Origin of the sequence: Echinicola arenosa (assembly GCF_014841125.1) — a bacterium.
GTDB classification, from domain to species: domain Bacteria; phylum Bacteroidota; class Bacteroidia; order Cytophagales; family Cyclobacteriaceae; genus Echinicola; species Echinicola arenosa.
In genome coordinates this window covers 1-21,530 of record NZ_JACYTQ010000004.1, presented here as the reverse complement: position 1 = coordinate 21,530, position 21,530 = coordinate 1, and the positions used below count along the sequence as shown (strand labels likewise).

Annotated in this window: 21 protein-coding genes and 1 riboswitch; of the genes, 7 read left to right on the top strand and 14 right to left on the bottom strand. The window is 41.6% G+C overall.

What is annotated here, in order from left to right; all coding sequences use genetic code 11:
- Window positions 1–79 precede the first annotated feature (79 nt).
- Complete coding sequence (locus IFO69_RS12380) at window positions 80–1,267, top strand: RsmB/NOP family class I SAM-dependent RNA methyltransferase (protein ID WP_192010435.1); 1,188 nt, start codon at window positions 80–82, stop codon at window positions 1,265–1,267.
- Window positions 1,268–1,473: 206 nt separating this feature from the next.
- Window positions 1,474–2,952, top strand: a complete 1,479-nt coding sequence (guaB, locus tag IFO69_RS12375) for an IMP dehydrogenase (protein WP_192010434.1) — start codon at window positions 1,474–1,476, stop codon at window positions 2,950–2,952.
- Window positions 2,953–3,101: 149 nt separating this feature from the next.
- Here the strand turns inward: guaB and IFO69_RS12370 are convergent, their stop codons facing one another.
- Genes IFO69_RS12370 through IFO69_RS12355 form a run of 4 tightly spaced genes read right to left on the bottom strand, consistent with a single transcriptional unit; the run spans window position 3,102 to window position 6,204 of the window.
- Window positions 3,102–3,668: an FKBP-type peptidyl-prolyl cis-trans isomerase gene (locus tag IFO69_RS12370; protein ID WP_192010433.1), complete on the bottom strand. Its 567-nt coding sequence runs from the start codon at window positions 3,666–3,668 to the stop codon at window positions 3,102–3,104.
- 17 nt (window positions 3,669–3,685) lie between these two features.
- Window positions 3,686–4,228 (bottom strand): FKBP-type peptidyl-prolyl cis-trans isomerase, encoded by a 543-nt coding sequence (locus tag IFO69_RS12365; RefSeq protein WP_192010432.1) that lies wholly within the window; start codon window positions 4,226–4,228, stop codon window positions 3,686–3,688.
- 4 nt (window positions 4,229–4,232) lie between these two features.
- A complete protein-coding gene (locus tag IFO69_RS12360; protein WP_192010431.1) occupies window positions 4,233–5,177 on the bottom strand; it encodes an FKBP-type peptidyl-prolyl cis-trans isomerase in 945 nt (314 codons plus the stop codon).
- A complete protein-coding gene (locus tag IFO69_RS12355; protein WP_192010430.1) occupies window positions 5,164–6,204 on the bottom strand; it encodes a DHH family phosphoesterase in 1,041 nt (346 codons plus the stop codon). Before IFO69_RS12355 ends, IFO69_RS12360 begins: the two co-directional genes overlap by 14 nt.
- A gap of 193 nt (window positions 6,205–6,397) precedes the next feature.
- On the opposite strand from IFO69_RS12355, the gene IFO69_RS12350 reads away from it, so the two are divergent.
- Window positions 6,398–6,820, top strand: coding sequence for a nucleoside-diphosphate kinase (locus IFO69_RS12350; RefSeq protein WP_192010429.1), 423 nt, complete (start codon window positions 6,398–6,400; stop codon window positions 6,818–6,820).
- 36 nt (window positions 6,821–6,856) lie between these two features.
- Here the strand turns inward: IFO69_RS12350 and IFO69_RS12345 are convergent, their stop codons facing one another.
- From IFO69_RS12345 to IFO69_RS12335, 3 genes are all read right to left on the bottom strand, one after another.
- Entirely contained in the window at window positions 6,857–7,090 is a 234-nt protein-coding gene (locus IFO69_RS12345; RefSeq protein ID WP_192010428.1) for a Kazal-type serine protease inhibitor family protein, read from the bottom strand.
- A 106-nt stretch (window positions 7,091–7,196) separates the two neighbouring features.
- Window positions 7,197–8,246, bottom strand: coding sequence for a lysylphosphatidylglycerol synthase transmembrane domain-containing protein (locus IFO69_RS12340; protein ID WP_192010427.1), 1,050 nt, complete (start codon window positions 8,244–8,246; stop codon window positions 7,197–7,199).
- Window positions 8,247–8,251: 5 nt separating this feature from the next.
- Complete coding sequence (locus IFO69_RS12335) at window positions 8,252–8,998, bottom strand: segregation and condensation protein A (RefSeq protein ID WP_192010426.1); 747 nt, start codon at window positions 8,996–8,998, stop codon at window positions 8,252–8,254.
- A gap of 193 nt (window positions 8,999–9,191) precedes the next feature.
- On the opposite strand from IFO69_RS12335, the gene dxs reads away from it, so the two are divergent.
- The gene (gene dxs, locus IFO69_RS12330) at window positions 9,192–11,114 is read left to right on the top strand and encodes a 1-deoxy-D-xylulose-5-phosphate synthase (protein WP_192010425.1); all 1,923 of its coding nucleotides are present in this window, start codon (window positions 9,192–9,194) and stop codon (window positions 11,112–11,114) included.
- A 112-nt stretch (window positions 11,115–11,226) separates the two neighbouring features.
- Entirely contained in the window at window positions 11,227–11,991 is a 765-nt protein-coding gene (locus IFO69_RS12325; RefSeq protein WP_192010424.1) for an alpha/beta fold hydrolase, read from the top strand.
- A gap of 69 nt (window positions 11,992–12,060) precedes the next feature.
- On the opposite strand, the gene IFO69_RS12320 is transcribed toward IFO69_RS12325, so the two are convergent.
- From IFO69_RS12320 to IFO69_RS12300, 5 genes are all read right to left on the bottom strand, one after another.
- Complete coding sequence (locus IFO69_RS12320; RefSeq protein ID WP_192010423.1) at window positions 12,061–14,448, bottom strand: TonB-dependent receptor; 2,388 nt, start codon at window positions 14,446–14,448, stop codon at window positions 12,061–12,063.
- An 82-nt stretch (window positions 14,449–14,530) separates the two neighbouring features.
- Window positions 14,531–14,627: riboswitch (TPP riboswitch) on the bottom strand.
- 63 nt (window positions 14,628–14,690) lie between these two features.
- Complete coding sequence (locus IFO69_RS12315; protein WP_192010422.1) at window positions 14,691–15,758, bottom strand: fatty acid desaturase family protein; 1,068 nt, start codon at window positions 15,756–15,758, stop codon at window positions 14,691–14,693.
- A 235-nt stretch (window positions 15,759–15,993) separates the two neighbouring features.
- Window positions 15,994–16,524, bottom strand: coding sequence for an AAA family ATPase (locus IFO69_RS12310; RefSeq protein WP_192010421.1), 531 nt, complete (start codon window positions 16,522–16,524; stop codon window positions 15,994–15,996).
- On the bottom strand, window positions 16,508–17,128 hold the full coding sequence (gene pnuC / locus IFO69_RS12305; RefSeq protein WP_192010420.1) for a nicotinamide riboside transporter PnuC: 621 nt from the start codon (window positions 17,126–17,128) through the stop codon (window positions 16,508–16,510). The genes IFO69_RS12310 and pnuC overlap by 17 nt, the downstream gene beginning before the upstream one ends.
- Window positions 17,129–17,366: 238 nt before the next feature.
- Window positions 17,367–17,942 carry a uracil-DNA glycosylase family protein gene (locus IFO69_RS12300; protein ID WP_192010419.1) on the bottom strand — a complete coding sequence of 192 codons (576 nt, stop codon included), beginning with the start codon at window positions 17,940–17,942 and terminating at the stop codon, window positions 17,367–17,369.
- Window positions 17,943–18,181: 239 nt separating this feature from the next.
- On the opposite strand from IFO69_RS12300, the gene IFO69_RS12295 reads away from it, so the two are divergent.
- Window positions 18,182–18,520 (top strand): hypothetical protein, encoded by a 339-nt coding sequence (locus tag IFO69_RS12295; protein ID WP_192010418.1) that lies wholly within the window; start codon window positions 18,182–18,184, stop codon window positions 18,518–18,520.
- Between the two features lie 55 nt (window positions 18,521–18,575).
- Here the strand turns inward: IFO69_RS12295 and IFO69_RS12290 are convergent, their stop codons facing one another.
- Complete coding sequence (locus tag IFO69_RS12290; RefSeq protein ID WP_192010417.1) at window positions 18,576–18,755, bottom strand: hypothetical protein; 180 nt, start codon at window positions 18,753–18,755, stop codon at window positions 18,576–18,578.
- 112 nt (window positions 18,756–18,867) lie between these two features.
- Window positions 18,868–20,301 carry a sulfatase gene (locus IFO69_RS12285; RefSeq protein ID WP_192010416.1) on the bottom strand — a complete coding sequence of 478 codons (1,434 nt, stop codon included), beginning with the start codon at window positions 20,299–20,301 and terminating at the stop codon, window positions 18,868–18,870.
- An 813-nt stretch (window positions 20,302–21,114) separates the two neighbouring features.
- Between IFO69_RS12285 and IFO69_RS12280 the strand changes: the two genes are divergently transcribed.
- Window positions 21,115–21,339, top strand: a complete 225-nt coding sequence (locus tag IFO69_RS12280) for a tyrosine-type recombinase/integrase (RefSeq protein ID WP_317173459.1) — start codon at window positions 21,115–21,117, stop codon at window positions 21,337–21,339.
- Window positions 21,340–21,530 lie beyond the last annotated feature (191 nt).

The window sequence follows — 21,530 nt, the reverse complement described above, 5'->3', positions numbered from 1 at the left end:
CCTTGTATCTTTCTGGCTGCTTTCCCCAGCCTTGCTTTTAATTTCCCTATCTTTGCAGATTCAAATCAATTTAACACACATGAGGCTTCATTCCAATACCGTATACGGAGTTGTCAATGCCATAGACGAAATTTTCAACAATCAGCAATATGCTGACAAGGTGATAGAAAGAACGCTGAAATCCAATCCTAAATGGGGCTCAAGGGACAGAGGATTTATCGCTGAATCTGCCTATGAAATGGTCAGATGGTGGCGTTTGATCAATGAGGTCAGTCCTACAGATGACTTGTTCCATCTTTTTGCCACTTATTGGTTAATGCAGGGGAACGAAGTGCCACCTTGGAGGGAATTTGAGGGCATAGATGTCGACAAAGTAAAGCAGCGCTACGAAGCAATTTCTAGTAGAGCAGTACTACAGTCCATTCCTGATTGGATGGACGAAATGGGCTCCGAATTGTTGGGTGATAAATGGGATGATGAAATCAATGCACTCAACGAGCAAGCCCAAGTAGTCATCAGAGCCAATTCTTTAAAAATAACCCGCGAGGATTTAGCCAATCGCCTTAAAGAAGAAAATATCGAAACGTTTGCACCCAAAGGATATCGGGATGCCCTGGTCCTTGCGAAAAGACAAAATATATTCAGAAACCCCGCTTTTAAGGAAGGACTCTTCGAAGTGCAGGACGCCTCTTCCCAATTGGTAGCCGATGCTTTGGACGCTCAACCAGGAATGCGGGTAATCGATGCATGCGCGGGAGCTGGAGGCAAATCCTTACACCTGGCCGCACTAATGCAAAACAAAGGTAAAATCCTCTCGATGGATGTAGAAGAGTGGAAACTCAAAAACACCAAACTAAGAGCGAGGAGAAACGGCATTAGCATCATTGAAACCAAGACGATTGAAGGCAGCAAAACGATTAAAAGATTGGCGAATTCCGCTGATAGATTACTATTGGACGTTCCTTGTTCTGGCATGGGTGTTTTAAGAAGAAACCCTGATACCAAGTGGAAACTTAGCCCAGAATCCATTTCAAATGTACGGCTAATCCAACAAGACATCCTACAAGGTTACAGCTCAATGGTCAAATCTGGGGGAGTAATGATCTACGCTACTTGTAGTATTTTGCCAACAGAAAATCAAATGCAAGTAGAGCAATTCCTTCAAAGTGACAAAGGTCAAAACTTCAAACTACTTGAAGATCAAAAAGTTTTGGCTCATGAAAGTGGTTTTGATGGATTTTACATCGCCAAGCTTCAACGAAAGTAAATTTGGCATGCTAGGGAAATGACTTTCAATATCGAGCATTTCCCTAGTTTACACACCTACAACTTCCCTGTTTACTTTCCAAAGAATATTCCTTCAGGACTTATTTTTTAGCCGAAAATTTAAATTATTTTTCAACTATCGTTGATTCACATTCAAATTTGTTTGTATCTTTGACGGGCAAATAGGGTTCCTTAACCAAGTTTGCCATGAATCTAAATACCGATAAATTCCTCTTCGAAGCACTCACCTATGACGACGTGCTTTTGGTGCCTGGATACTCAGAAGTACTCCCACGCGACACCGACACTTCCACTCAACTTACTAAAAAAATCAGGCTAAACATTCCGTTGGTTTCTGCGGCTATGGATACCGTTACCGAAGCAGAATTGGCCATTGCCATTGCTTTGGAAGGTGGCTTAGGCTTTATCCATAAAAATATGACCATTGAGCAGCAAGCAGCTCAAGTAAGGAAAGTAAAACGTTCCCAAAGTGGAATGATCCTGGATCCTATCACCCTTCAAATTGACGCCAAAGTAAAAGATGCGGAAGCCATTATGAGGGAATTCCATATTGGAGGTATTCCTGTCGTGGATAAAGACAGAAGTCTAATGGGCATCATCACCAACAGGGACTTGAGGTTTATCAAAGACCAACAAAGACCAGTAAAGGAAATCATGACTTCTGCCAACCTGATCACTGCCAAAGCAGGAATCACTTTGGAACAAGCAGAAGAAATCCTTCAAGAGCATAAAATCGAAAAACTTCCTATCATAGACGAGGACAATAAGTTAACTGGCTTGATCACTTATAAGGATATCCTTAAAAGAAAAGACAAGCCTAATGCTTGTAAAGATGAATATGGCAGACTGAGAGTAGGAGCAGCTGTGGGTGTAACTGCAGATATTGTAGATAGGGTGCAGGCATTGAAAGATGCTGGAGTTGACGTTGTCTCGATCGATACAGCTCATGGCCACTCTAAAGGAGTAATCGATACCTGTAAAAAAATTAAAGAAACTTTCCCTGACCTTGAAGTTATTGTAGGAAATATTGCCACTCCTGAAGCTGCCAAAGCGCTAGCTGAAGCAGGTGCAGATGCAGTGAAAGTAGGTGTTGGGCCTGGTAGTATCTGTACCACTAGGGTGATCGCCGGAGTTGGAGTTCCACAGCTATCAGCTGTTTTTGAATGTGCCAAGGCACTTGAAAACACTGGGGTACCAGTTATCGCCGATGGAGGAATTCGCTATTCAGGAGATTTGGTGAAAGCAGTTGCTGCAGGTGCAAGTTCTATTATGATCGGTTCATTACTCGCTGGAACAGAAGAGGCTCCTGGAGAAATGATCATCTATCAAGGCAGAAAATTCAAAACGTATCGTGGCATGGGCTCTTTGGAAGCTATGGAATCAGGGTCCAAAGACCGCTACTTCCAAGATGCGGAAGACAATATCAAAAAACTGGTACCAGAAGGTATCGTGGGAAGAGTAGCTTTTAAAGGCCTAGTATCAGAGGTACTGTATCAACTGGTAGGTGGACTTCAAGCAGGTATGGGCTACTGTGGCACGCAAACTGTTATTGACCTTCAGAAAAATGGAAAGTTTGTAAAAATAACCGCTGCAGGTGTTCATGAATCCCACCCACATGACATCAGCATCACAAGGGAAGCTCCAAACTACAGTGTGAAAGGATAAGAAGGAAAATAACTTCATAAGAAAGCAAAGGCGATCCCATATGGGATCGCCTTTGCTTTTTCAATCATTTCGAAATCAACTTAAGCTTAAATAAAAAAAGAGCTCATCGTAGATTGAGCTCTTATTAAAATTATATCTGACTTGACTGATCAATCCATTCCAAGAAAATCCACCTCGAACACCAATACGGAATTGGCAGGAATTTTTTCGCGATCTACGTCCCTGTATGCATAAGGGGAAGGAATAATGATTACTCCTTTGGATCCACTTCTAAGCCTTTTGAAACCCAAGCTGAAGCCATAAATAGCTCCAGAAGAAGTTGAATTAGAAGCGCTAACCACATAGAACGGAAAAGGATTGTACTCATCCCCTTCCTCATGCAGGCCATTTTCCTCCGCTACAGACTGAATATTGGTATCAAAAACAGTCCCATCAGTTAACTTGCCTACAAAATTGGTATAAACCAAATTACCATTAAAAGGTCTTGAGCCAGCTCCTTCCTCCTGTACAATAATTACCACTCCACTAGGGTCATGGATCCTGTACAGACTATCGTATTCAGCAGTTTCCAAGTATTCAGCAATCTTCACACTGTCTTTCTCCAAATTCCCCGCCACGTCATAAACCGGACCTAAATCATAAGGATTATTGGGCTCACAAGAAATCATCCCTGCTATCAACATCAAACCTAATATCCCAAAAATATACTGCTTCATATTACTTTAAAGTTGTACTAGTCTTTATCAATTTCCTTTAGATCTAAATCAAAGATCAATACTGAATTGGCTGGTATCCGACTAGAAATCTCTGAATTACCATAACCATAATAAGAGGGCATAATCACCCTTGCCTTATCGCCTTCTTCCATTTTCGAAAGCCCAAAGATCACCCCAGAAATTAAATTATTGTAACCATAGATGTATTCCAAAGGCTCATAATCCCTTTCTGAGGAGTAAATGCCATTTTCTCGAGCTACTGCTTCAAGCGAAGTATCAAAAACAGTTTCATCTAATAGCATGCCGGTATAATCCACATGCAAGCTATCATCTTTTTCCGGAAGAACACCTGAATAAGAAAGATACTCCCACAAAATCACTATGCCAGTTGTTTCATCCTGATAGAAATCTACAAATTGATAGTCTGTCTGCTCCAAATAAGTATCTATTTTAGCAAGATCTTTTTGATATATTTCTTGGGCAGTTTCCTGATCAGAAATACAAGAAGCAAACAGCCCTGAAATAAGGGCTGCTGCAAATATCACAATAAGATTTTTCATTCAATTACTTCTGAACATCCACTACTTCAACGTCGAAAACCAAAATAGAGTTTGGCTTAATGACCTCTCCAGCCTGTCTAGGGCCATAAGCTAAAGTAGATGGGATCAACAATTTTGCTTTACTTCCACCTTTCAATAACTGCAAACCTTCATCCCAACCAGGAATCACTCTTCCTTGGCCTACCATTACACTGAAAGGCTCATAAGGACGACCCTCATTGAAGATATCATTTTCTTTGGCCACTTCTTCTACACTAGTATCGAACACTGTTCCGTCAAGCACATAACCTGTATAGTTTACAGAAACAGTATTTCCATCTTCCACCGATTCGCCATCACCTTCCTCTTCAATGATATAGAAAAGACCAGATTCCGTCTTTGTCGCATTCAGGTTGTTTTCTGCCATATAGTCCTGAATCGTTTTGATATCAGTGGCCAGTTGCTCTTCAGACTTTTTCTCCATTTTGGCACGTTGCTTCTCTTGCACCTTACTCATGAAGTCCTGCATCTCAGATTCATCCAAGATATCTGTCACCCCGATGTTCAAGGTCACGGTCTCATCAGCGCTTAAGAATGGCGGCGTATTCATCTCACCAAAAATTTTGGATGCAGTAGAGGAGAATTGGATGCTGTCGCCTTTACAAAGATTGGAAAAAATCTCATCGATCCCTGGTCTTACCTTAGTGGTATCATACCTTTTGATAGAATCATTGTGCATCATATAAGCTGGTGCACCATTTTCTATACTTGAGATAAAGACGGAGTCCTTACTGTTTTTAGCTGTAAATTCATAAATTACAAACTGGCCATTTTCTGGCTTTTCAGTACCCTCTTCGATGTAAGTATACTCTGTCCCATCTTCAGTGGTTTTGCTCTTTTGACAAGATACTACGCCGAAACATGTTGCCAACACACCTGCTGACAACATCAAACTTTTAATGTTTTTCATTGACTAACTCTAGTTGATTTAATAATCTTTCCTGATTTTCTTTTATTAATTTTTCAAATTTCTCAATTGTCTCCTTAAGTGGCAAGTCTGATTTGCCACCAGCGGCATTTTTGTGCCCTCCACCATTGAAATATTTTGCTGCAAACTTGTTTACTGCAATATCTTCCACAGACCTGAAGGAAATCTTGACACCGTCTTTACGCTCGGTAAACAAAGCGGCTATTTTTATCCCATCCAATGAAAGGGCATAATTTACTAATCCCTCCGTATCACCCGTACGTGAATCATATTTCTTAAGATCTCTTTTAGAAATCCAAAAATATGCAGTACGAAGATCATTGTGAATGATCAATCTTCTACTTAAGGCAAAACCTATAAACTTTAGACGGTTTACGGAATTGGTATCGTATATCAAACGGGATATTTTTGCATTGTCAGCGCCCAAGCCAATCAACTCAGCCGTGACCATATGCACATGCTTGGTGGTATTTGGATGGCGAAAACCTCCTGTATCAGTCATGATACCCGAGTACAGGCAATCTGCGATGTCAGCATCAATGAGATCTTTATCCCCCAATTTAACAATCAGGTCAAAAACCAACTCACAGGTAGCAGCAGCCTCTGTGCTCCAATACCTAAAATCCGCAAAATCTTCCGGGTCTAGGTGATGATCAATATTCACTTTGACAGCGGTGGATTGTTTGACCATCTCCCCTAGTTCATTGATCCTGCTAAGACAGGAAAAATCAAGGCAAATGACCATTTCAGCAGCTGTCATTTTATCATTGATTTCCTTTGCATGGCCCTTCTCCTCAAAGTTAAGTACTTCATCATTACCTTTCATCCAATACAAAAAGGAAGGATAATCAGAAGGCGTAATCACAGTTACCTCATGATTTTTTTTCTTGAGGTAATTGGCCATCCCAAGGGATGATCCCAAAGCATCTGCATCGGGCTTATGATGTGTGGTGATTACGATTTTCTTTGGTGAGGACAGTAGTTTTTTAAATGACTCTAACTCTAGCATCTACATTATTTTAGTAGCACTTTTCACAGTACACAAGATGCAAAGGTCATTATAATTTTTTAAAAATCCCAATTTATATAAGCCACTAAAAATGAATAAGATAACCTACAAATAACCTCATATACCATGACTTTCCATTAAAAACACTATTTTTGCAGCCGAAATATAAACCTTATATTCTAAATAAATACAAATGGCAAGTAACAGAACATTCACTATGATCAAGCCTGATGCTTTCGGCGCAGGTAATTCAGGTGCGATCCTTAAAATGATCGAAGAGGCAGGATTCAAAATTGTAGCTATCAAAGCCACTCAGCTTACAGCTGAGCTAGCAGGTAAATTCTACGCTGTACATAAGGAGCGTCCTTTTTACAATGACCTTTGCAACTACATGTCTTCAGGCCCTATCATCGCTGCCATCCTTGAAAAAGACAATGCAGTGGAAGACTTTAGAAAATTGATCGGTGCTACCAACCCTGCTGATGCAGCTGAGGGAACCATCCGTAAGTTGTTTGCCAAGTCTATCGAAGCAAATGCCGTTCACGGCTCTGATTCTGACGAAAATGCCGAAATCGAAGGAAACTTCTACTTCAGCCAATTCGAAAGAGTACTATAATATCACTCTAAACTCCTCTGGAAAAACAGGGGAGTTTTACTTTTCACAGGCTCCTTCTGTCCAAGACCTCACTCCAGCAGCAGCTGCATAACAGTCATTTGCATAAGTCTTTCCATCACATCCACAAACTGGCGCATAGATTTCATAGCAAGCAGCGCTAGGATTGATTTTATCCGGATCAATGCAATTATCTCCTGCACCAGGTTCATTGTCTTCACACTGAAAGGCTAGTAATAGTATCACTCCAGCTATTAAGTAAAGCTTTTTCATTTTTAAGAACTTTATTGCTACTGCCTAGACGCAAGTCTATCAAAAACTGATACAATGAAAACTCAATTGGAGTCAGCTGATTGATTGCCTTACAGAAGGCCTTTGCTTATTTCTTTTTGAAAAAAACCTGCCTGATCCACCTTGGCAAAAAGATCGCTCCCAAAAGTAAATAGGGATAGTAGGACAACATCCTCCACAGGATGCTGGTTACAAAGGTGTAATTGGACAAAAACTCATAAAAGAACTGGGCAAAGAAGAATTCTGCCGTTCCACTGCTGCCTGGTGTTGGAGAAATCATCATCACGATCCACATGATAATTTGCCTTGCAAATACGATAATGTGCTGTGACAAACTCAGGTCCACATAAGCTGTTATCAGTGCATTCAGCATCAAGTACCTGGAGGACCAAATAAAGATAGTTGCAAATATAATGGTCAGCCAATATCCCAATTTCTTACCCTGAAGCTCTTTACTTGATTCTATGATTTGATCACCATATTCACTCGCATTATGCTTCCACTTCCTGATCCATTTGATGCCAAATATTTTTAAAAGCACCCACTTAAAAACCCTCGGACGATAAAACAAAGCCAAAGCCATAACCAAAGAATAAACCGCATACAAGGAATAACTCAGCCAAAAGATCAAATTCAAACTCTTTCCTAACCGAAGTTCCAGCACCCTGCTTTCCGGAAAAATACTTCCTTGGGCCAAATACAAAACAATAGGAGCTCCAATCACAAAAAACAGGTTGTCCAAAATAGCAGTGATCATCACATAAGCAATGGCTTTGCCTAGCTTGATCCCTTCTTTGTGCAATATAAATACCGCTACAGCTGTTCCTCCTACAATAGATGGCGTCACCGCGGAAGCAAACTCCCAGAGAATAATGACATAGATCGCCCTGGTCCAAGTCAATTTCTTGTCGGTAATTTCCCGGATTCTATATACATAGCCCGCATCTCTCATGGCTATTACCAAAAAGGCTATCCCTAAGCTAAGCAAGGAAGCATCAAATACACTTTCCAAATTCTCCCTTGTGATCGAAGGATCGGTATAGAACATCAAAAAGACTATTCCAATACCTATAAGCACGGGAATCCAAACCTTATTCGGGTTAAGTGTTTTGAAAATCTCTTTGTTGTCTAACTTCATAAGTACTAGGCCGGAATTTCTTCTGTTTTCTCTACCCAAAAATTATTAAACCCTTCTCCCAACTTGATAGTCACCATGGAAAGTTGCAAGAGCTCCAAAATTGCCAAAAAGGTGTAGATCACAAATATTTTATCAGGTTTATATTCAATAAACTCAGAAAAGGGCATTCGTTTCTTAAAACTAATTTTGTCTAGTACAAAGTTTTTTTGCTGATCGATAGTGTAGGGGTACTGGATGACCGTATGTGTGGTTTCATCTGTACGCGAAGCATACTTCGCCATCACCTTTTGGAAAACCTTGAGGATTTTGTACAAATCCAAATCCTGGATTTCACTTTCCACATTGTCAATCTTGCTAAGCTCCTTAAGCTCTGCAGCAATATTGCCACGTTTTTCTTTGGTCATTCTCTCCGCCTCCATTTCCGACAAATCAGAAATGACGGACTTGTATCTTTTATACTCCAATAAATGCTTGATCAATTCCTCTCTTGGATCAATCTCCTCTCCATTCTCATCCAACTCAGGTCGTGGGATCAACATTTTGGATTTTATCTTCATCAAAGTAGCGGCTACAAGGATAAATTCGCTGGCCACTTCTATCTCCATTTTCTCCAAATGCTGCAGGTAATCGAGGAAATCATGTGTGATTTTTGAGATGGGAATATCATAAATATCCAATTCATCCCGCTCAATAAAGAACAGGAGCAAATCGAATGGTCCTTCAAAAAGCGGTAATTTGATCTCGAAACTCACTGGATACTATTAAATTTCTCTTAATTTTGCGATCGAATTGAATATCAAAGATATTACATATATACAAAAATCAACATGAGACCGTTCAAAATCAATAAGAATTCTTATTGATAAAAAGATTGGCTAAATTTTAGCTATATTGAAAACAATAGAATCAAGTCTCAGTTATAATTGCACACGGGACTAACTTGCAATGCTAATAGAACCAGGAAAACTACTCGCACAAATCAACTCTCCAGATGAACTGAAAAAGTTCAGTAAGGATCAACTCGTACAAATATGTGAAGAGTTGCGTCAGTATATCATCGACAGTGTGTCTGTCTATGGAGGACATTTCGGCGCCAGCTTAGGGGTAGTTGAACTAACTGTTGCATTGCATTATGTACTCAACACCCCTTCAGACCAGTTAATTTGGGACGTAGGCCATCAGGCATATGGCCATAAAATTTTGACAGGAAGAAGGGAGAAATTCCACACAAACAGACTTTATAAAGGCATTTCAGGTTTTCCCAAGCGAAAGGAAAGTGAATATGACAGTTTTGGAGTGGGTCACTCCAGCACTTCCATTTCTGCAGCACTGGGAATGGCCATGGCTTCAAAGTATAAAGGTGATGATTTAAAACAACATGTTGCTGTGATCGGGGATGGCTCCATGACTGGGGGAATGGCTTTTGAAGCCATGAACCATGCAGGAGTATCTGACACCAACATGATCATCATCCTCAATGACAATTGCATGTCCATAGACCCTAATGTGGGTGCATTGAGAGATTATCTTACGGACATTACCACTTCCCAGACTTATAACAGGTTCAAAGATGATCTTTGGAGGATATTAGGCAAGTTCAGCAAATTTGGATCCAGTGCCCAAGAAATCATCTCCAAAGTGGAGGGAGCTGTCAAATCAGCTTTGCTCAAACAAAGTAATCTTTTCCAATCTTTAAATCTTCGTTACTTCGGCCCAGTAGATGGCCATGATGTCAATCACTTGGTGGAAGTACTCAATGATTTAAAGAAAATCCCAGGACCTAAAATCCTTCATTGCCTAACTGTGAAAGGGAAAGGCTATGACTTGGCTGAAAAAGACCAAACCAAATGGCACGCTCCTGGTAAATTTGATAAAATCACGGGCGAAATCGCCAAAAAGATACATGACACACCCCAGCCTCCCAAATATCAGGATGTCTTCGGACATACTTTGGTAGAACTGGCTGAAGAGGATGAAACCATCATGGGCATCACGCCTGCTATGCCTTCAGGTTCATCCATGAACATCATGATGAAGGAAATGCCTCATAGGGCGTTTGATGTGGGCATTGCCGAACAGCATGCGGTCACCTTCTCAGCAGGTTTGGCCACCCAAGGCCTAAAGCCATTCTGTAACATCTACAGTACATTTATGCAGCGGGCTTACGATCAAGTAGTACATGATGTATGTCTGCAAAACCTTCCTGTAGTCTTTTGCCTGGACCGCGCAGGTTTTGCGGGTGCAGATGGACCTACCCACCATGGCGCCTATGATTTGGCTTATTTCAGATGTGTGCCTAACCTAGTGGTAAGTGCCCCTATGAATGAGGAAGAACTTCGAAACATGATGTATTCTGCTTCCAAGTTTGATGGGCCATATTCCATTAGATATCCTAGAGGGCAAGGTGTCATGCCTGACTGGAGAACACCTATGCGCGAAATCCCAACTGGACAGGGCAGAATCATCAAAGAAGGTGATGAAGTAGCCATCTTAACCATCGGGCACATCGGTAACTATGCCATTGAGGCCTGTGAACAATTAGAAAAAGAAGGATTAAATCCAGCTCACTACGACATGCGTTTTGTCAAACCATTGGATGAATCACTACTTCATGAAGTGTTTGGCAAATTCAAGAAAGTAATCACTGTGGAAGATGGTTGCCTGATGGGAGGCTTTGGTAGCGCTGTCTTGGAGTGGATGATGGACCATGATTACCAAGCTCAGGTGAGGCGTTTGGGTATTCCAGATGACATTATCGAACATGGTACGCAATTAGAACTACATAGAGAGTGTGGCTTTGACCCAGACGGAATCGCAGCTGCGGTAAAAAAGTTAGCTGAGCCAGTTTCGGCAGGACAACACGCTTAATTAATATATTCAAAACTTTCCTGACATGATTTGGCATCATGTCAGGAATTTGTATTTTTTTCCTTCTGCCATTCCTTTTGGCAAAAATCTTTTTAAAAGTTAACTTCACTTCATGACAACTTCTATTGAATATACCGACCAAGGTCATGGTGCGCCCGTTATTTTTATCCACGGTTTTTGTGAAGCCAAAGAGATGTGGAAAAGATTTGAAACGGAATTTTCACCCTATTATCGAGTACTTTGTCCAGACCTTCCAGGTTGTGGAGAGACTAAATGGTTTGAAGAAAATATCAGCTTGGAGTACACGGCAGAGTTACTAAAGGATTGGATCAGTAAGCTCAACCTGGAAAAGCCTATTGTCATCGGCCATTCTTTAGGAGGATATGTAAGTTTAGCTCTTGCAGAATTGATGGGTGAGGAACTTGGCGGAATAGGCTTATTCCATTCCACAGCTTTTGCTGATGATGAAGAAAAAAAAGGAGTCAGAAACCGAACCATTACCTTTGTGGAAAAACATGGGGTAAATACTTTCATCGATTCCTTTGTGCCACCCCTTTTCACTGAGGAACACCGCGAGACCATGAAGGATAGTATACAAGAAGTCGTGAAAATTGCTAAAACCACTACCTTCGAAGGCCTGGTTTCATTTACACGGGCCATGCGGGACAGGAAAGACCGAATGAATATACTACGGGATTTCAGCGGTAAAAAACTGATGATTGCTGGAGTTTTGGATGGGGCGGTTAAAATTGAAGCCAGCCGAAAACATCAATCTTATGTGGATTATTATCATGAACTCCCCAATGCTGGCCATATGGGGATGTTCGAACAAGAACAAGATACCCTACAAATGATCAAGGAGTTTCTGGAAGCTTGATCAAGTGAATTATATTTTCAAAGTCAAAATCCCATGGCAATTCACCATGGGATTTTCTAGTATCTACGCCTAAAACTTAATATTCACCCCGGCCATAAAATTGGTTCCGGCCATAGGGTAGTAATAGTTCTCAGTGACCAACTCTCGACCATTGCCACCCGGAATGAAATAGCTGAAAGTATAGCCGTTGGGCTCATACATTTCATTAAATATATTGTTCACTTTAACATTGAACTCCAATGCTTTCACAAACCTTGGACGAAGCGTATAAACGAACCTTACGTCATTGGTGATGTAAGCATCCAGCTTTCGGCCCTCGTTTTGGGTATTGTCCAAATACTGGTCATCCACATATTTGGTCATCCAGCTGATCTCCATGTTTTTGATCGGTCTGAAATCAATCATCGCCGAGCCAACTATATTTGGTGAAAAGGCAATATCTGTATCAGTATAACTAAAAGACTCCTGCTGAAACTCCTCAGCCGCATAATCATCCACATATTCCGTAAACTCGTCAATCTTATTTTTACTGAAAGCAATATTTCCCCCTAAAGTCCACATAGGGGATAACCTTACAGCACCATCCAATTCAATCCCCGCTCTATAGGAGTTTTCCACATTTTCGCGTATATAGGCGCCTACATCATTGATTTGACCTGTAAGGATCAACTGGTCATGGTAGCCCATGTAGTAGAAGTTCGCATTATAGCTGAAATTACCCTGCTTCACCCTGACACCGGCCTCCACGTTATTGAGCCTTTCCGGTCTAGGAATTTCTGTAATAGGATTATCTGTAAAATCACTTCTGACAGGCTCCCTGTTGGCCACCGCATAGGAGGCATACCATGTTTTTCCATTGCCTGATTCATAGCTGATGCCCACTTTTGGATTAAAGAAATCATAGTGCTGCTGACCATCCACTACCCGTTGATCATCATTTACGCCTTGAAATTGGTAATCAATCTGTCTGAATTGGAGGTCTCCAAAAAGATACAATCTTTCTGCTACTTCATAGGTGGCCTTGGCATAAATATTTCGATCGTCTTTGACTGCATTATTATTATAATAGCGATCCCTGATTTCCGTATCACCAGCTACCCTGGCCCAGATGATTTCTCCAAAATGATCTCCATCATAGCGATTGGCACCACCACCTAAAATGGCGTCCCAACGTCCATCATCGGACACATAGTTCAAAGAGAATACCCCACCGAAAAAATCATTGTCCAACCACCTTCTTCTGATGATATCAGTGCTTTCGATGGTCTCGTCTCCAATCACTACTGGTTCCAAACCATAACTGGCAAAATCATCATCCGCACGGTATTGCTCATAGTAGCCCCGGCCGTAGGTGTAGTGCAAAGCTGCATTGGCTTTCCAGTTTTGGCCTAACTTACCGGTATAAATGAACTGATAGTGGTCTTGCTGGTAATTGTCGGTTTCATTATCATAGGTATAATAATTGAAAGTCCGGTCATCCTCCAGCTTGGATTCTGGCAAGCCATACCAAGACTGATAAGTCTGCTCTTTTCCTGAAAATACATTTACTTTAAAAACATGGTCATCACCATAGTATCCACCAGAAACAAAATAAGACTTCAGATCAGAAAAAGCCCTGTCCACATATCCGTCAGAACTAATCTGGGAGAGCCTTGCATCTACTGCCCACCGATTGTTGAGCAAGCCAGTCCCTGCCTTTACCGTGTGCTTCCATGAGTTGAAAGAGCCATAAGAATTGGCTATTTCCGCATAGGATTCTTCTTTTTTGGTGTCAGTCTGAATATTCATGCTTGCGCCAAAAGTAGCTGCTCCATTAGTGGAAGTTCCTACCCCCCGTTGGATCTGGATATTGTCCACCGAGCTGGCAAAGTCGGGCATATTTACCCAAAATACCCCATGGGATTCCGCATCATTCATGGGAATTCCATTCACCGTCACATTGATGCGGGTTTGGTCAGAGCCTCTTATCCTAAGTCCTGTGTAGCCAATTCCAGCTCCAGCGTCAGAGTGCGTCACTACGGACGGGGTATAGTTCAGCAACAGCGGGATATCCTGGCCTAAATTATTTTTGGCCAATTCCTCTTTGGTGATAGTCTGGAAGGTGGTTGGGGTGGTTTCAGAGGCCCTGGTAGCCGACACAATAAATTCTTCCGTCAGCAGGCTATTCCTCTCCAAAGAAATGTCCAGCTGACCTACAGGCACCTGAATCTCCCGGTTAAAAGTTTCGTAGCCCACAAAAGAGACTTTAAGTGTAAATGTTCCATTCGGCACATTTTTGATAGAGAAATTTCCCTCTACATCAGCAGTGCTTCCCCTACCGGTGCCTTCTAGTATTACATTGGCGCCAATCAGTACTTCTCCTGTTTCCGCATCCTCAATGCGGCCATTAACTTGATTTTGTGCCATAGCACCAAAACCGACCAACAAACAAACTGCGGTCATCAATAAGCGTTTCATTATGCAATGAATTTAATTTGGTTAAACATCAAAGTAGTCTAGGGGAGACTACCCTGTTTATTGTTCACCCGTAACTTTCCTTTTTTCGGAAATCGCATTTCCCTTCGCCGGCATTACCCGGATCAGGTAGTATGGGTATGATCTCAGCCCGTTTCTTTAGGGCACCCCTTATTTGATCTTTTTGCTAATGCAAATGTAGAAGGATTATCTTAGAAAGAAAAACTATTGAAATTTAGTCCCAGCTAGGCCCTGCCCAGCATCTTAAGATGCTTTACATGTGACCAAAAAGCCAACCTCATCTTGGCATGTTCCAAGTAAGGAATATTGTATTCACAACAGGCCTCTTTGATAATCTTGCTAATAGCAGGATAATGGACATGGGAAATCTTTGGAAATAAGTGATGCTCCACTTGAAAGTTTAAGCCTCCCAAAACCCATGAAATGACTTTATTGTTGGTGGCAAAATTAGCGGTCGTCTTCAGTTGGTGAATCGCCCATTCATCCTCCAACTTATTGGTTTGAACATCCGGCAAGGGAAAAGCGGTCTCCTCTAAGCTATGTGCCAACTGGAAAACCACTGTCAACATCAACCCAGCAAATAAGCCATATACGGTGAAGCCCACGAGCCATGGCAAAAAACCTACTACATAAATGGGCAATACAATAAATAACGCAGCATGAATCAACTTAAAACCCCAAAAAGAAATATGGTCCATCACCTTCATTTTCTGAATTGGAACCAAGCCAACCCTTTGGGTGACATACTTTTTGTAATCCGTAAAAAACACCCAGTACAAATACAACAAGGAGTAAGTTAACAGAAAATAGTAATGCTGGAATCGATGGATTTTATAGCGCTTTTGTGCTGGACAAAGTCTTAGGAATGGCCTTGCATTCATATCATCATCTACCCCTTCCACATTGGTATAGGAATGGTGGACCACATTGTGCTTGGTTTTCCACATGAATACATTTGCACCCAAGAAATTGATGGACATGCCTGCCGCTTTGTTGAGCCATTGGTACCGACTAAAACTCCCATGCGCTCCATCATGCATGACATTAAAACCAATAGAAGCCGTCAAGGCACCTAGAATCACACACTCCAAAAGTGCAAACGCCCAGTGAGGGGTAAAGAAAACGAGGTGAACATAAAATGCCAAGAAAGCAACAACAAGAACAGTTGCCTTTATAAATAGTTGTGAATTTCCTGTTTGAGAATAGCCAACTTCCTTGAAGTAATCGCTGATTCTTTTTTTGAGTTCAAGATGAAACGAAATATCAGGTCTTGAAAATTTTGGCGTAGCCATAATGTTATATTTGATGTTTAATATGCGGGGAAATTGAGTAGAACCTTACGGAACAATTCAAGACACCTCTGCTAAAGGTACGACAATTAAAGGGGATTCTCTGTGTCTCCCAGTCCAAGCCAAATATGAATTTGGTCATGTTTCTTTTTTATTCCTAAATAAATAGGCCTATTTGCCCTCAGAAGAGCATTGATCTCAAAGTGATAGAAAAAACTTAATAAGATTTTAACATTCTTTAAGACAACAAGCTGTCTATGGCCTCAATAGACATCGCCTTTCTCTGAGCAGAATCTCCCGATACTTTCACTACCGGAACTCCACTACCCGACAGCAATCGTTCAAACCAATCATAAAAAAACTGACGCATGCCCAAGTCCGGATATTCCCGCTGGGGATCCTCTTCCCAAGGGATATCGATATCCAGTAAGAGATATAGGTCATATTTTCTTTGCTGGACCTGTGCCAAAATCCACGGATCCGTCTTCCGGTATTTGTGCTCACTCCAGATGTGGATCACATGAAGATCTGTATCACAAATGAGCAATTCATTGGCCTCTTTTGCTGCCTGCTCTTCCCCCTCAACCTGTCCTTTGGCAATTTCCAGCAGATCCTCATAAGTATATTCACGGTTCAGGTTTTCAATGTACTCACGTGCATATTCCTTCGCCCAAGGCACCCCGTAATGAGATGCCAAAGCTTCGGTAAGCGTGCTCTTGCCAGTGGATTCGGGGCCAATGACCACCACCTTCTTAGGCTCCTGCTGCATAGCTCTTTGCTGATTTTATCCAAGCAATCAAACCCAATGTGGCCAGGATGGTGAAGAAAAAGAATTGAAAAGAAGTCAATACCAAACCTTTGTAAAAGTACAGCGGAACAGACACCAAGTCGGTGATGATCCAGGCGATCCAGTTTTCCACTTTCTTTTTGGCCATCAGGTACATGCCTACAAATGCCGAAGAAGTCGTAAATGAATCCCAATAAGGAACATCACTGTCGGTGAATTTGGAAAGCACAAAATAGAGCACGCCATACGAAACCAACAAAAGGGCAATGGCATAAACCCAGCCTTTCCATTTCAGCCAAGTGACCGGAAGCACCGCTTTGCCTTCCTTGGGATGGGTCCAAACGTACCAGCCAAAAATCGACATGGAGAAATAATAAGCATTGATGCCCATATCCGCGTAAAGTTTTACTTCCAGGCAAATCCAAACATAAATCAAGGTGCTGATGATCCCTGTGGGGTAGACCCAAATATTTTCGCGCATGGAAAAGAACACGCTCAATATTCCAAAAATTACCGCTATTGCTTCCAGCCAGCTCATTTGTTGGAGCCCAGCTACAAAGCCATCCATGATCCATTGCCAATCCATGCCCCGAAATAAAGGTAAAAATCAATTAATCGGAAAAGTATGGTAATATATTATCTGATTATCCGCAATGTTGGCAGTAACCTTAAATCCTTTGTTAAAATGGCCAGGAGTCTGAAGTCTGAAGACCAAAGCGGTCATTTTAATCAAAAGGGTCGTTTCTACTCGCTTTTAATCTCTACTGTTAAAATTGCGGATATAAATGAATTATTCTTTTGCACGATGCCCTAAGATTCAAATTTCACAACTTCAATATTCCCTCCACCCTGCTTTTTAAATTGGGCAAGACCTCCTTGGCAAACCAGGGGTTCTTCGCCTGCCAGATGTTATTTCTGGGAGAAGGGTGCGGCAAAGGCCAGTATGCTGGCAAGTAGCTTTCATAATTCTTCACCGTTTCTGTCAGTGTTTTTCTAATGTTGCCTTTTAGATAATAAGCTTGCGCATAATTACCTACCAGGATGGTCAGTTCCAAGAGGGGCATCAGCTTCAACAATCGCTCATGCCATAGTGGAGCACATTCAGGTCTGGGAGGCAAGTCTCCTGATTTTCCTGTCCCTGGATAGCAGAAGCCCATGGGAACCAATGCGATTTGACTGGCATCATAAAAAGTTTCTTCGCCCACCCCTAACCACCTCCTCAGGTTGTCACCGCTTTGATCATTCCAAGGGATACTGCTTTCGTGAACCTTCTTTCCCGGTGCCTGGCCAATAATCAGGATTTGGCTTTTGGCACTTGCCCTTACCACTGGGTTAGGGCCAAAGGGAAGACTTTCAGTACATACGGTACAATTCCTTATTTCTTTTAAAAGCTCCTTCATGTTACAAATTACATCCAAAATAAGGTAGCATGATGTCTTGCATTTCAAAAATCCTATTACAAACCTTCCACATTTTGACCATAAAAACAGCAATTTCCAGTTTATAAGCTTTTGAAAACGGCCTGATTAAGCCTTTTGGGCCTATGGCATAGTTAGTGAAATTAGTTAGACCTATCCGAAATATAAAATTATTTCCGATAGCATTAAAAATAGGATTTAACCAACAAAAACTAATTACCATGAAAAAGTTAGCATTAGTATTCGCATTAGGTATTTTCGCTTTCGCAGGTGCACAAGCTAGCACTTCAATTGAAAATACGGTGATCACACAAAGTGTTTTGGACCGGGTAGAGATCAAACCCATGGATCTTCCCGAAGATGTGAAGGACACCATTTTGGAAAGTGAAGAAACCAAGTCCTCCCCCATATCCAAGGCCTACGAAGTAACCGGAACCAAAGGCAAAGTGCATTATGAAGTCATATTTGGGATAGAAGAAGAAGCCATCACCAAGATGTACGATGTCAAAGGCAATGACATCACCGAGGATGAAGTTGCTACCAAAAGGCTGTTCCTGTAGCAATAACTTATTGACCCAAAACTAAATACAGATGAACACAGATGTGATTGATAGATTATCTTACATCTGTGTTCATCCTTTTCATCCAAACCATTGGATCCTCTCGTAGCCTTAAAAGATCCCATTTCTCAATGTAGTCACATTTGGCAATAAAGAAGAGGCCATCACCAAGAAGTAAGATGTCAAAAGCATTGACATCACCAAGGATGAAGTTGCTGCCAAGAGGCTGTTTCAAAAAAGGCAATTACTTCCTCACGAGCGAAGTGATCTCAGCATATTTTCCTTGCAAATGCTTCTCTCGACTATTGTACGGGATCGCATTGAACGTTCACCTATGAAAAAGCCCCCTATTCCTTTCTAAAATTTGGATTTACACTGGGAAGCTTTGAATGGGTTTCTTTATGGAATTTGGCCAAAATCCCTTTCAGCTCTTGGGCCTTTTCCGGATTCTCTTCCAATAAATCATTCGTTTCGGAAGGATCATTTTTCAGATTATAAAGCGCTGCCTTTTGCTCATCCAAAAAATCGATATACATCAAGTCACCTTTTCGCACCGCCGAACCAGGCTTCCAGGCACTTCCATGATAATGGGGATAATGGAAATAAACAGCCTCCCTGTTCCAGTTGCCCTTTTGATGCAGTAAAGGAACCAAAGACTCCCCGTCATTGCTTGGGATTTTCTCTTGATCAATTCCCGCCAATTCGGCCATGGTATTCAGGTAATCGATGCTTATCACGGGAACTTCTGAAGTGGCCTTAGCAGGAATATTTGGACCTTTGACAATCAAAGGAACCCTAATTCCTCCTTCAAAGCACCAGCCTTTACCAGCCCTCAAAGGCTCATTGGAAGTAGGGGCCTTGCGGTTCTTTTCCAAGGTGGAAAGGCCTCCATTATCTGAAGTGAAGATCACCACTGTATTTTCAGAGAGGCCCAACTGATCCAAGTGCGCCATAAGTCGGCCCACATTCTCATCCATGGCCGCCACCATGGAAGCATAGGCATAATTGTCCTGTCTTAGCTTGGTCAATCCATCGCCCTCTACCCGATAGCCAGCCTCTCCAATATCTGGCAAACGCTCCGCTTTTTGCTTAAAGTGCTCCACATGCTTTCTGTTGGCTTGAATGGGCGTATGGACATTATAAAAAGAAAGGTAAAGCAGAAAAGGGGCTTCTTTGTGCGCATTCAAAAACTGGATGGATTCATCCACCAGCCTATCGCTGAGGTATTCCCCTTCCGGCCCGTCCTTCAATTTGGGATTATGGTAAGGGGCATAATAACTCACTGGGCTTCCCTTGTGATAACCACCAATATTGATATCAAAACCTTGGTCCTCCGGGAAAAATCCCTCATCCCCCAAATGCCATTTGCCAGCAAAAAAGGTCTTGTACCCTTTTGACTTTAACATTTCTGCCATCGTCACTTCTTCCAAAGGCAATGCATCAAGATCGTTCGGTCCCAGCAAAGACCGATTCTGAGGATCATCTCCAGGAATCCAATCCGTAATATTCAGCCTACTCGGGTACTTTCCCGTCAAAATGGAAGCCCTGGTAGGAGAACAAACAGGAGAGGCTGCATAGGCCTGGGTAAAACGCATGCCTTGTGCGGCCAACTTATCGATATTCGGCGTTTCATAAAACTCACTGCCATAGCAGGCCAAATCCGCCCAGCCCAGGTCATCTACCAAAATAAACACAAAATTGGGAGCACTTGGCTGCTGACTTTCACAAGAAAATAAGCATAACAATGGCAGTACCAGGCCAAAAAAAGACTTGAACTTCATCCTCGATACAATGAAAATTTTAAATTAGGAAGGTCAGGGTATTTTCTTAACCAATGATACCACCAAAAAAACTAGCTTGCAATTCTGAAACAAAATAAAACACCCTTGAGGCAATGTTGAAGCCCTAGCGTCCTTCGAGGCTAATAATTTTAAACCAAAAAAGGACACAGAGATCTCAAAGTTTTTTGTGCACTTTGTAATAGTTCTTTGTCCTAAGTACTTAGATAGAAATGACTTTCAGTGGATTTAAAAGGTTATTTCTTATTGTTGTTCTAACTCCTGTTACACTTCTGTTATTGGCCGGCACAATTACCGTGTACGTGAACGGGGGGGAAATAATGGGTAACGAAATAAATGGATTTTTTGAATAAAAAACTACCTACAAACTAAGCGTTCTGACAGCTGGAACAGCCAAGTTCACCATATGGATAAACCATATAAGGTGGGCAAGCCTAACCTTTGGTAGGTGAAACTCCACGAAATCTAGGTACGAGAGGAATGTTGAGTGAATTTGATCCTTTTTTCTAAAGACCAATACCGACACAGAATCCTTACCTATCCTTCCGTCTTATTACCCCCAACTCCCTTATAGTCCTTAAGCTGACCTTACTTCCATTTGGGGGAAAACAGAATATTCTTCGGATCACTCTTGGATCTCCTTCGGATCACCTTCGGATCAAGCTCGGAAATACCCGAGTGAAATCCGAAGATAATTTGGAATTGTTCCCTGATCAATCCCTAGGAAGGGTAAGGTTAATGCCTGACTGGTGTAGGGAAGCGGCATAACTTATTGAGACTTATTGTTAGCAAGTCATGACTTTATCCCTATTTAATGATGCCAAATGTTGGTGGGATATTCAGCACGTTTTAAAGAAGATTGTAAATAAAATGGGGATCAAGAAGCAGGTAACTGCACATGCACTAAGGCATTCCTTTGCTACCCATTTACTGGAAAACGGGACAGATATTAGGTATATCCAAAGTTTGCTAGGTCATAAAAGTCCGAAAACTACCCAAATTTATACATGTGACGACTAAGGGCTTTTCTTCTATTAAAAGCCCTTTAAAAGGATTGGATATTTAAATTATTAGTTGTAGGTTTTCAGATCAAAATATAAGAGATATAAACGCAATGCGTTTAGCCACTCGTTGAACAAAACCTCCTACGTCGGTAGTTGTTTGATTTTTAAAGCTTTAATAGGTTTAATATCAGTTGCTTACACTAAATT